Annotated in this window: 7 protein-coding genes and 1 pseudogene; 2 read left to right on the forward strand and 6 right to left on the reverse strand. The window is 68.9% G+C overall.

Annotation, left to right across the window (positions count from 1 at the left end; all coding sequences use genetic code 11):
- Positions 1 to 35: 35 nt before the first annotated feature.
- Positions 36 to 2,825 carry a GH32 C-terminal domain-containing protein gene (locus ACIBJB_RS33220; RefSeq protein ID WP_398936122.1) on the forward strand — a complete coding sequence of 930 codons (2,790 nt, stop codon included), beginning with the start codon at positions 36 to 38 and terminating at the stop codon, positions 2,823 to 2,825.
- Positions 2,826 to 3,751: 926 nt separating this feature from the next.
- Here ACIBJB_RS33220 and ACIBJB_RS33225 read toward each other — a convergent pair.
- From ACIBJB_RS33225 to ACIBJB_RS33245, 5 genes are read right to left on the reverse strand one after another with little or no spacing between them, the layout of a single operon-like run.
- Positions 3,752 to 5,113 carry a CapA family protein gene (locus tag ACIBJB_RS33225; protein ID WP_398936124.1) on the reverse strand — a complete coding sequence of 454 codons (1,362 nt, stop codon included), beginning with the start codon at positions 5,111 to 5,113 and terminating at the stop codon, positions 3,752 to 3,754.
- Positions 5,110 to 7,005: a CocE/NonD family hydrolase gene (locus ACIBJB_RS33230; RefSeq protein ID WP_398936126.1), complete on the reverse strand. Its 1,896-nt coding sequence runs from the start codon at positions 7,003 to 7,005 to the stop codon at positions 5,110 to 5,112. Before ACIBJB_RS33230 ends, ACIBJB_RS33225 begins: the two co-directional genes overlap by 4 nt.
- A complete protein-coding gene (locus ACIBJB_RS33235; protein WP_398936128.1) occupies positions 7,005 to 7,877 on the reverse strand; it encodes a transporter substrate-binding domain-containing protein in 873 nt (290 codons plus the stop codon). Before ACIBJB_RS33235 ends, ACIBJB_RS33230 begins: the two co-directional genes overlap by 1 nt.
- Before the next feature lie 60 nt (positions 7,878 to 7,937).
- Complete coding sequence (locus ACIBJB_RS33240) at positions 7,938 to 8,723, reverse strand: amino acid ABC transporter ATP-binding protein (protein ID WP_398936130.1); 786 nt, start codon at positions 8,721 to 8,723, stop codon at positions 7,938 to 7,940.
- 3 nt (positions 8,724 to 8,726) lie between these two features.
- Positions 8,727 to 9,488, reverse strand: a complete 762-nt coding sequence (locus ACIBJB_RS33245) for an amino acid ABC transporter permease (RefSeq protein ID WP_398936133.1) — start codon at positions 9,486 to 9,488, stop codon at positions 8,727 to 8,729.
- A 146-nt stretch (positions 9,489 to 9,634) separates the two neighbouring features.
- Here ACIBJB_RS33245 and ACIBJB_RS33250 point away from each other — a divergent pair, with 146 nt between their 5' ends.
- Positions 9,635 to 10,717 (forward strand): DUF5937 family protein, encoded by a 1,083-nt coding sequence (locus ACIBJB_RS33250; protein WP_398936135.1) that lies wholly within the window; start codon positions 9,635 to 9,637, stop codon positions 10,715 to 10,717.
- A 174-nt stretch (positions 10,718 to 10,891) separates the two neighbouring features.
- On the opposite strand, the pseudogene ACIBJB_RS33255 reads toward ACIBJB_RS33250, so the two are convergent.
- A pseudogene (locus ACIBJB_RS33255) lies at positions 10,892 to 11,256 on the reverse strand (sialidase); the annotation flags it as partial.
- Positions 11,257 to 11,369: the final 113 nt, after the last annotated feature.

Genomic DNA, 11,369 nt, shown 5'->3' on the forward strand with positions numbered 1-11,369 from the left:
CGCTCGTGACATGTCTCGGCCTGACAACACCCCTCATGTCACAGCCGGCCAGCGCGAGTGAGAGCACCCTGTCCAACCCCGGCTTCGAGACAGGCGACCTGAGCGGTTGGACCGCCACAGGAACCGCCTTCAATGGATCCGTCACCGACCAGGCGGGCTGGGGGTGGGGCTGCTGCTTCAACCAGCAAGGCACCTACCACCTGTGGGGATTCGCGGGCGGCGGCGACGCGCCCACAGGTACCGTCACCTCCGAGCCGTTCACCCTCACCGGCACGGGAATGGTCAGCGTTCTGGTTTCCGGCGGCCGCAACGACGACCAGCTCTACGTCGCCCTGACGACCCTGGACGGCACCATCCTGCACAAGGCCACCGGAACCGACGACGAGGCGTACCGCCGCGTCACCTGGGACGCGCGCGAGCACCTGGGTGAGCAGCTGCGCATCACCGCGGTCGACCAGGCCACCGGCGGCTGGGGACACATCAACCTGGACGACGTGAGAGTCGGTCTGGACAAGGCACCGGACCCGGGCCTCGAGGGACTCGCCGACTACTGGGACTTCTCCGAGGGCCAGGGCACCGCGACCACGGAGCGTGTCAGCCAGAGCGCGGACCCCATCAGCTACGTCTTCAACAACGCCGTCTACAAACCGAACAGCGAACCACTCTGGCGTACCAAGCGACAGGAGGACGGCGTACTCTCCGGCGCCCTTCTCTTCGACGGCTACTCCACCTGGGTCACCCGCGCCGCATCGCAGACCCACATCCCGACGGACGGCATGACCGTCGAAGCCTGGGTCGCACCGCGCGCCTTCGAATGGGGCGACGAAGGCAAGCCCTCGGCGGTCGTCAACCAGCAGGACAAGGCAGCACACCGGGGGTTCTCGCTCGGCGTCGGCCGACACGGCGTGTGGCAATTCGGCATCGGCACCGGTGACGCCTGGTACGAGACGGCGGTCCCCCAATCGGCAGCTCTGGCCGCAGGCAAGTGGGCGCACCTCGCGGGCGTCTTCGCGCCGAGCGACGGCACGATCACTCTGTTCCTGAACGGTGCGCAGGTCGCCCAGACCGCCATCCCCACCACGGCCCGCCTGGCCAAGGCCGACGTTCCGCTGCTCATCGGCCGCCACAACCAGCCCGCCATCATCAACGGCACCTTTGCCGTAAACATGTTCAATGGCCTGATCGACGAGGTGAAGGTCCACACCAGCGCGCTCACCTCGGAGTCCGTGAAGGCCGGCCACGAGCACGATGTGCAGACATTCGCCGGGGGCAGCATTCCCGAGGCCCGTATGGCCATGGACCGTTCACGCTACGACGGCGACCGCTACCGCCCGGGCTACCACTTCACGGCCCCCAACCACTGGATGAACGAGCCGCACGCCCCCATCCAGGTCAACGGCAAGTACCACCTCTTCTACCAGCACAACTCCCACGGTCCCTACTGGCACAACATCAGTTGGGGGCATGCGGTCAGCGCGGATCTGGTGCACTGGCGCGACCTGCCCGTCGCTCTCGCGCCCACCGCGGGAAGCGTGGCGCCCGACGGTGTCTGGTCCGGTGGCTCGACCCTCGACGCGAACGGCGTCCCCGTCCTGCTGTTCACGGCCGGCAACGATTCCCAGCGCCCCAACCAGGCGGTCGGACTCGCACGCCCCGTCGACCCCAGCGACCCGGACCTGGTCGAGTGGAAGATGGACCCGACCCTGGTGACCCGCCAGACCGCCGATCTGGACGTCGGTGCCGGACGGAAGGTCCGCTTCGGAGACTTCCGCGACCCGTCCGTGTGGAAGGAGGGTGACACCTGGTTCCAGTTGGTCGGCTCGGGAGTCCAGACCACCTCGGGCCAGAACGTCGGCGGCACGGCGCTCCTCTACACCTCCAAGAACCTCACCGACTGGACCTACTCGGGACCTCTGATGGTCGGTGACGTGGCGGCCCACCCCAAAACGGGCCAGGTCTGGGAGCTTCCCACTTTCCTTCCCATCGGCAAGGACGCCCAGGGCCGCCAGCGACGGGCGCTGCTCGTCAACCCGGCCTTCCCCGACGGCCCCGGCGAGTACAGCAGCAAGTACACCTACTACTGGGTCGGCACCTGGGACGCTCAGGCCCGCCGCTGGACACCCGACACCACCGAGCCCAGGCTGCTCGACTACGGCGATCACTTCACCGGGCCCAGCGGCACGGTCGACGACAAGGAACGCTCGCTCGTCTTCAGCATCGCGCAGGACCGTCGCACCGAGCGCGCCCACTACGACGCCGGCTGGGCCCACAACGCCGGACTCCCCATCCAACTGTCCATGCGTCCTGACGGCGACCTCGGATTCAGCCCCGTCGAGGAGGTCTCCCGGCTTCACGTGGGCGAGCCGCTCCTGGACATCAGCCAACAGACCTCCGTCGCCGACGCCAATGCGCGCCTGGCCGACATCAAGGGGGACATGCTCCACATCAAGCTGACCCTGGAACGGGGCAGCGCCGACACCCTCGGACTCGACGTGCTCCGCAGCCCCGGGGACGAAGAGCGGACCCGCCTGTTCTACGACGCCCCAGCTGGGCAACTGGGTGTCGACCGCACACGATCCGGAAACAACTCCAGCGTCGACGCCGACCTCGGCATCCACAAAGGCCCGCTGACGCTCTCCAACGGAGATTTGTCACTGGATGTGTTCCTGGACCGCTCGATGATCGAGGCATACGCGAACGCGCACAAGTCCATCACCACCCGCGCCTACCCCTTCCGGCAGGACTCCCTCGGCCTGCGGCTCTTCGGTGACGGCAGTGTTGTCAAGTCCATGACCATCTGGAAGATGGGCAACCTGACCGACTGACGCAGCGCATTCCCCACACCAGCACAGTCGGCAAGCTGCACTGGAGGGGCATGTGCCAAAAAAAGCCTGCTCGGCCCGCGGCCTGGCCGCCGAGGGCCGAGCAGGCGCCGGATGCGGGGCCTCGCCCGGTGGCCGCTGGTCGCGGGTCCCGGTTGAGGACGACGAGGCTGCGCCGACTGTAAAGGCCGGGGCGCAAGTGCTGACGGGAGCGCGCGCCCTGCGCACAGCTCGGGCCGGCAACCCGGTTTCCGTCTCGGAGCTCGGGTCTGCCGGCGTGGGACGGCGTAGGCGGAATGGGACCCCTGTCGCGCGCCCTGGTGTGCAGGCCGCCCCGTCACAGCCGTGACCGGATGTGCCGGTACGCCGCCCTCACTCGCTGGTCCGCACAGCGAACTGGGGCCACGAACGGGTCCGCGCCCACACAGTCGAGGTAGCCGCGGGCCCGGATCGGTCGGCTCCGGCCCCGATCAAGATCCGAAGCATTCCCGGGCCGGCAAGCCGCTCCCCCGCTTCGATTGAGGCTATTTCCGCAGGTCAACGGCTACCAACCGTGTACCACCAGCAGACGAAGAATCTACTCGCGTGCACCCTTCAGGGCCGCAGTCCCAGCAATCGGTCGCGCGCTGCCTGCCATCACGCCCTCTCAACCCACCCCCGACCTGCAACTACGCGCTGGCGAGGCGCAAGAACGGCAAATTCGACCCGGATTCGACCCCACGACCTCTCAACGCAGAAATGATCATGTCTGATCTGCAGCGACACAACTTCTACCGATGTACCACCAGTTCGCGGCGCAACAATCGACAGAAAATGCGCCCCCATGACGCCCTTCCGGACGATGTCGTCATCACCCAACGACGGGAGCCGCAGCCATGCCGCATACGACCACGTTCGCCAGGAACCAGTGGTTCTTGGCGAGCGGCGGGTCAGAGGCTGAGGTGTCCGATGCCCTCCCGGATGGTGATCTGCGTGCCGAACGGCTTGGAGAGCCGTTGCAGACGTAGCAGGATCCGCTCCGCGGTGGGCCGGTCGGCGAGCCGGGGAATGCCACGGTCGGCGTCGCGTGGGCCGTCCCAGTGCAGTTCGATCGGATGCAGTTCCACGGTCCGGAGGGTGCCGTCGCCGTCGAACCGGCTGACCGCGACCACGGACTCGTACCAGATCTGCTCGCCGAACACCCCGTGGACCCGTTTGCGTTCCAGGAACTCGGCCTCGGTCTCGTGCTCGCGGCTGCCGTCCTTGTCGTAGGCACCCGGGGTCAGTGGCTGCTGGGTGTTTTCCATGAAGACGAAGTTGCCGAGGGAGTAGTAGATCGGGCGTCCCCGGTACACCTCGATGCCGCGGAGTTGGTGGGGGCCGTGGCCCAGGAACGCGTCGGCGCCGTTGTCGATCGCCTCGCGGGCGATGAGCGGGAGGAAGTCGGGGGGCTCCTGGCTGTAGTTGCCCGGCTCGTGGGTGTGCATCGTGGCGATCGTGAAGTCGGAGGTCTGCTTGGCCTGCCGGACGGCGTGCAGCACCTCCTGGCGGTCCGACTCGTGCACGGAGAAGTGGAACTCCACGGCGTCGGTGTGGGGTTCGGGACCGGGCTTCGCGGCGTAGCGGGTGCCGAACAGGGTCACGGCGCCGTCCCTGAGGTCGGCGGCGAGGACGGAGGCGCGGACCGAGCCGGGCGGCAACGCGTCTTGGATCAGGGTGAGTTCGCGAAGGCGCTGGGCCGGGACGAGCACATGGCGGGTGGTGCGCAGGGCGTTGACGCCGGGGCGGCCGGGGACGCGGCCGAGGGGGTCGGCGGCCCGGGACATGGGCTCGAAGCGGGAGGCGACGGAGACCAGGGAGACGCGGCCCGCGGGGGTGGTGAGGAAGCGCGGAGAACGCGCGTCGGCGAGGGTGTCGCCGGTGCCGGCGTGGACGATGCCCGCCTCGGTGAGCAGTCGGTCGGTGGACCGCATGCCGGCCACGCCCCAGTCGGTGGTGTGGTTGTTGGCCCTGGCCATCAGGTCGAATCCCATCCTGCGGAGATCCGCGGGCACCCGTGAGGTGCTGATCAGCCATGATCCGCCGGATTCGGCCTCGGGCCAGCCGTCGAAGTCCGTCAGGTCGACGGCTGTGCTCTCGAAGTTGCCGAAGGTCACGTCCGCCGACCGCAGCAGTTCCAGCAGGCCGGGCGAGCGGGTTTCCAGCAGCGGGGCGAGCGCGTCGTCCACGACCAGGTCACCGACGGCGGTCAGAGTGAAGCCGTCGCGCACGTTCGCCTGGCGCCAGGAGGGAGACAGCCTTCCGTCGGTCATGCGGGGCGCCCCTCGGGCTTCGGACGGAGTGCGGACAGGGTCAGCCACGAACGGCCGCCGGTGTGGACGCGGTTGGTGGCGACGACCTTGCGCCGGTCGCCGACTTCCGTGTCCCCAGTGTTGGTATTGACGTCGAAGCGCGGGAAATTGCTGGAGCTGACGTCGAGCCGCAGTCGGTGGCCGGCCAGGAACAGGTTCGCTGTGTCCGGCGCCTCCACCGTGATCTCGTACGTCTCCCCCGGCGTCATCAGTTCCGGCTCGCTGAAGGAGTCGCGGTAGCGGCAGCGCAGGATGCCGTCGGTGAGGTTCATCGCGAAACCCTGCGGATAGTCCTCGCCGGGCGGGTGGACGTCGATGAGCTTGACCGTGAAGTCGGTGTCGCGGGCGGTGGACGACACGGTGAGGTGCACGACGACCGGCCCGGCGACCGCCAGGTCCTCGGTGAGCGGCGGGGTCTGGAACACCAGCACGTCGGGTCTGCTGTCGAGGGGCAGGTGGGGCTCGGTCACGCCGAAGAACCGGTCGTCGGGGTGCTGGTGGAAGGCGCCGCCGCTCATCACCGGTTCGCCGGAGGTGACCTGGCCGCCGAGGGTCGGCACCGGGTCGCGGGGGTCGAAGTCGTATTCCAGGAAGGAGCCTTGGGCCTCGCACGTGTCAACGGCCGTCTCGAGGGTGCCCGCGCTGCCGAGGACGAGGGTGAGGTTCGCGCTCTCCTCGGGCGGCCACGAGGTCGCCGTGCACCAGTGGCCGCCGTGGTCGAGCCGCCCTTCGGCAGTACGCCGGCCGGAACCGCCCCCCATGAGGAAGTACCGCACGGCAGGCGGCGGTTCCGCCATGCCGTCCGGGCCGAGGTGCGCGTCGAACCAGCTCAGCCGCATCGCCGCGTAGTGCTCGGCGAGGCTGCCGTCCAGCCGGGCCTGCGGACCGAAGTCGACGTCACCGGCGAAGCTGTGGCTGCGCCCGCCGTGCGTCCACGGGCCGAGCACCAGATACGCCGGACTGTGTTTCTTGCGGCCGAGCTCGCGGAAGTTCTCGGTGGCGGTGCGGACGTAGGGGTCGTACCAGCTGGACATGTGCAGGCTGGGGACGTCCGGGAAGTCGTCGTAGAAGCCGCGTGCGTAGATGCCCGGCTGCTGCCAGTAGGGGCCGAACGCGCCGTTCTCCCACTGCTCGAGGAGGTAGTCCTCGTACTCGGGGACGAAGCGCAGCGGGCTCGCGCCGCGCCGCCACGGCATGCGGGTGAACCATGCCCGAAGGTCCTCCGACTCCAGTGAGGCGCGCAGGACCGGATCGGTGCGCACCGTCTCGCTCACCTTGGCCCGGTGGAACGCCCAGGTGGCCTGCTTGAGTTCGAAGGCCCCGCCCATCCGGGTGCCGGCCTCGTAGGCGCTGGCGAAGCCGCCGGAGTCGAGGAACATCGCGGCCAGGTGCGGCGCGCCCAGGGAGGCCAGGGCTGCCTGGGCGTGTGCGGAGTACGAGACGCCCATGGTCGCCACCCGGCCGTCGCACCAGGGCTGTTCGGCGATCGACTCGACGGTGTCGTAGCCGTCGGTCGCCTCGTTCAGGTACTTGACGAAGGTGCCCTGCGAGTCGCCCCGGCCGCGGCAGTCCTGCCGTACGATCCGGTACCCGCCGCGGGTGAACACCTCGGCCACGGTCTCGGGTGCCGGCGGAATCTCGCCGCCGAGGGCGCCGTCCGAGGTGCGCGCGGCCCGGCGGCCGTACGGCGTCCGCTCCAGGATGACCGGGCCCGGTCCCGGGTCGGGCCGGTCGGCGTAGACGTCCGCGACGAGCTGGATGCCGTCCCGCACCGTCGTCCGCAGCACGCGCCGCCAACACGTGCGCCCGCCGGGCAGCAGGACCGGCTGCCACTCGTCGTCGACTGCGGGCATCACTTGGCTCCGGGGAACTGGGACTTCAACGCGGGCCATGCGGCGAGGAGTTCGGGCTGCGGCCGGGTGGTGAAGTACTTGCGGTAGAGCTTGGCGTAGGTGCCGTCGGCGACCATGGCGCCGATCTCCTTGTCGAGCGCCTTGAGGAAGGCGCTGTGCTTCTTGGGCACCGCCATCGAGGTCGGGTGGTCCACCGGGGCGGACACCGCCTGGCGCAGGCCCTTGTACTGCTTCACAAACTCCGTCGCGTCGGGGCCGCCCACCAGGAAGGCGTCGATGCTGCCGTTGAGCAGCTGGCTCACCGCCGCGTTCTGGGCCTGGAAGCGGACCGGCTGTGCCTTCGGTATCCGCGTGGGCAGCTGAGCCTCCTGCGAGGATCCGGTGACCACTCCGACGCGCTTGCCGTTGAAGCCGTCGAAGGTGGAGATCGTGCTCTTCGAGGTCGTCAGCACGGTCACGGTGCTCCAGAACAGCGGTTTGGTGAAGTCGACGCTCTTCTGCCGCTCCTCGGTGACCCCGAGCCCGGAGGAGGCCAGGTCGTACTGACCGGCGGTCAGGCCGGCAAGCGATCCGGTGACCGACGTGGACTTGTAGTCGACCTTGAGCCCGAGGCGCTTCGCGGCCTCGTCGGTCACGTCGACGATGAAACCGGCGGGCTTGCCCGAGTCCTCGGCGTAGGCGAAGGGGGGCTGGCCGGTCTGAGTGGCGGATCTGATGGTCCCGGCCTCGATCAGACCGTACGGGTTCGACGCCTTGCCGGTTTCCGCGCTGGAGCTGCCTCCGCAGCCGGTGAGCGGAAGGACGAAGCCGGAGAGGGCGGCGAGGGCGAGCAGTCGGCGACGGCCGAGACCATTACGGGACGATATGGACATGGAGGGTCTCCTCAAGGAAGGGATGGGCGGTGAAAGGGAGGGGTACGGAGAAGCGGCGCTTCAGAGGACGCGGGCGAGGAACTCGCGCAAGCGAGCCGTCTCCGGGTGCTCCAGTGTCCGGCGGGCAGGGCCCGACTCGGCGATGCGCCCCTCGTCCATGAAGACCACTCGGTCCGCGACCTCGCGGGCGAAGCCGATCTCGTGGGTGACGGCGATCATGGTCATACCGGACGTGGCGAGCAGCCGCATCACGTCGAGCACGTCCTTGACGAGCTCGGGGTCCAGCGCCGAGGTGGCCTCGTCGAACAGCATGACCTCGGGCTCCATCGCCAGGGCTCGGGCGATCGCCACCCGCTGCTGCTGACCGCCCGAGAGCTGACTCGGCCGGGAATGGGCGAGCCCTGCGAGGCCGAGCCGCTCCAGCTGGGTCATGGCGGCGGTGTCGGCCGCTTCCCTGTCCATCCCGCGGACCTTGCGCAGGGCCACGGTCACGTTGTGCAGGACACTCAGGTGCGGGAACAGGTTGAAGTGCTGGAAGACCATGCCGACCCGGGTGCGGATGGCGTCGACGTTCACACCCGGACCGGTGATCAGGTCACCGCTCAGGCGGATCTCGCCCGCCGTCGGGGCTTCCAGCAGGTTCATACACTTCAGGAGCGTGGACTTGCCCGAACCGGACCGGCCGATGACACACACGGTCTCGCCCGCGGCGACATCGAGATCCACCCCACGCAGGACCTCCACGTCGCCGTAGCGCTTGTGCAGGTCGCGCACGGCGACCGCTGCCGCGGTGCCCGTGCCCGCCTGCTCGGAGCGGGAGTTCTTCTCGGACAGCGTCTTGGCCATGGCTCAGACCTCCATCACGGCGGGGGCGGGCGTACCGGCGACCGGAGGGGCCGCGGGCTTGTTCGTCTTCCGTCCGCCGGTGCGCAGGCGCAGGTCGAGCCGGTTGACCAGGAAGGTGAGCGGGACCGTCAGCATCAGATAGCAGGCACCGGCGGCCACCAGTGCGGAGGAGTTGTACGTCGCCGCCTGCCGCTCCTGTGCGATGAAGTAGAGCTCGCGCTGCCCCAGGCCCAGCCCGAGCAGATACACCAGCGCACTCTCCTTGATGTCGATGATGAACTGGCCGGCCAGAGCGGGCAGCACGTTCCGTACGCCCTGCGGGACGACGATCACCCGCATCGCGGTCAGATAGGACATGCCCAGGCTGCGGGCCGCGCTGAGCTGCCCCGACGGAACGGCCTGAATACCCGACCGGAAGATCTCCGCCAGATAGGCCGCCGATATGAGACCGATGGCAAGGACCGCGTAGCCGAGCGGATCACGGCCGAACGGCCGGATCCCGGCCGACGGCAGACCCAGGCCCACCAGGCTGACGGTCACGATCGCGGGCAGACCGCGGAACACGTCCACATAGATCCGCGCGGGCAGCCGCACCCACCGGCGGTGCGACAGCAGCAGCATCGCGAGCAGCACGCCGAGCACGACACCGAAGACGATCGCCAGCCCGGCGATCAGCAGGGTGTTGCGCAGGCCCTCGGTCAGCAGGACGGGAAACGCCTTGAGTAGTTCGTCGGGGTTGAAGAACGTCTGCAGAAACAGGTGCATGGCCGGAGCCTCTCGCTGCTCGGACTGCTCAGAGCGGAAACGACTGCTCGGAGCGGCGGGAATGGGACGCAGCCTAGGTCGGCCGGCCGGGGGCGGCAGTGATGCTTACCGCACACGCGACAAGCATCCGCTGTACGCTGCGCCGCATGGCCGTGGTCATCACCTTGCAGGGCGCGGTGCCGGCGGACGTCGCCGTCGGTCTCTCACCACTGGCCGAGCTGATGGCGTGCCTCCACTCGATCGCCGAGCCCGAGCACCACCTCGCCGTACGCCCGTGGCTGGAACGCGTACGCGCCGACCTGTCTCCGGAGGCCCAGAGCCTGATCGCGGTCTACGCGCCCCTGTGGACCCGGCGGCGCTGCCGTCTGCTGATGCCGCTGGAACCGCCCCTGGGACAAACACTCGAGCAGGAACTCGACCGGCTGGAGGCGTTGCCGCTGAACGACTTCGTGCTGGGTGTCGCACCGAGCGTGCACGGCGGTGTCTTCGACACCCGTGCCCTGCTCACCGACCAGGCGGTCCGCGACGCCTACACGGTCTCCAGCGAACGGCGCTCCTTCAGCCGCGGCGAGCTGGCCCGCAGCCTGCTCCAGGCCCCCGAGCTGATGCGGGCAGGACTGCTGGAACTGCTGCGGCGCTGTGCCGCCGAGTTCTTCGACGCCGAATGGGCTCGGGTACAGCACCGGCTGGACAGCGAATGCACCCGCCTGAGGGCCCGGGTCCAGGCCCTGCCGCTCCCCGAGGCACTGGCCTCGCTCAGCCCGAACGCCGTCGTCCGGCACAACCCACCGGCGGTCGTCTACGACAAACTGCAGTCACTCACAGCCGACCTGCGCGGCCGTCGCTGCCTGCTCGTACCGTCCGCGCACTCCCGCCCGCACCTGATCGTCAAGGACGACCCGCCCTACCCGCTCGTCGTGCACTTCCCCGTCGAGAACACCACCGAGGTGGAACGAGCCACGCTGGCACAGGTACGGCTGAGACTGGCGGTCCTGTCCGACCCCGCGCGGCTGTCACTGTGCCGGCACCTGGTGAACGAACCCATCACCACATCCGACCTGGCCGTACGCACCGGGATGACCCTGCCCCAGGTCTCCCGCCACCTCGGACGCCTGCGCGAGGTGGGCCTGCTGACCTCCCGGCGCGACGGCCGGCAGATCCACCACCGGCTGAACACGGACCGCCTCATGCATCTGGGCGTGGACGTGCTGACCTCGATCATCCGCTGAGGCTGGGACTTACGAGGCGCCGTACGGTTCGTCTTTACCACCACGCAGGCGCAGAGCCCTCCGAGGATTCGTGTTGGCTCTGTGCCCCTGACCCGCCAATTTTCTGCGGACTGGACCACGAGCGCGGTCCGCAGCATGTGGGGATCGTTGGCGGGCCGACTCACCGGCCGCAGGTCACGGGAACTGGGTGATCTTCAACGGGACGGTGTCGGAACCGGAAGTGGGCGCACCGGTGTCGTTGACGACGTGGGCGTACTGGCCCCTGCCGCCCAGGGAGATCACCTGGATGCTGTCCGGCTTGATGCCGGTCTTGACGGCACCTGGAAGCCGTGGTGCTGCACGATGGAGGGGTCTGAGGTGAAGTTGCAGTAGCTGCCCAGGCCCCAGGCCTCGTGGACGTCGACCGTGTCGGCGACCTTGTAGGCGGCGTAGCCGACGATGCCGTCGTGGGTGATGGCGGCGGCGTTGGGGGCGTCGTAGGCCTTCTCGTTCTGGAAGAAGATCGTGCGGCCCCGTTCCCCGTTCCACAGCACGTCGTAGAAGTCGCAGATCCAGGCACTGGACCGCTCCCAGCCTGTGCTTGGCTGATCGAGGCCGTGGTCCCGAGGTCGACCTGGAGCCACTGGTCGTCGGCCGCGGCCGAGGGCCGGCG

It is taken from the genome of Streptomyces sp. NPDC050759 (genome assembly GCF_044456945.1).
Lineage (GTDB): Bacteria > Actinomycetota > Actinomycetes > Streptomycetales > Streptomycetaceae > Streptomyces.

Bases quoted from the DNA above. Each gene is read 5' to 3' on its own strand.
- ACIBJB_RS33220 (WP_398936122.1), top strand. From the start codon at position 36: ATGTCACAGCCGGCCAGCGCGAGTGAGAGCACCCTGTCCAACCCCGGC.
- ACIBJB_RS33225 (WP_398936124.1), bottom strand. From the start codon at position 5,113: ATGACCGACGGAAGGCTGTCTCCCTCCTGGCGCCAGGCGAACGTGCGC.
- ACIBJB_RS33230 (WP_398936126.1), bottom strand. From the start codon at position 7,005: ATGCCCGCAGTCGACGACGAGTGGCAGCCGGTCCTGCTGCCCGGCGGG.
- ACIBJB_RS33235 (WP_398936128.1), bottom strand. From the start codon at position 7,877: ATGTCCATATCGTCCCGTAATGGTCTCGGCCGTCGCCGACTGCTCGCC.
- ACIBJB_RS33240 (WP_398936130.1), bottom strand. From the start codon at position 8,723: ATGGCCAAGACGCTGTCCGAGAAGAACTCCCGCTCCGAGCAGGCGGGC.
- ACIBJB_RS33245 (WP_398936133.1), bottom strand. From the start codon at position 9,488: ATGCACCTGTTTCTGCAGACGTTCTTCAACCCCGACGAACTACTCAAG.
- ACIBJB_RS33250 (WP_398936135.1), top strand. From the start codon at position 9,635: ATGGCCGTGGTCATCACCTTGCAGGGCGCGGTGCCGGCGGACGTCGCC.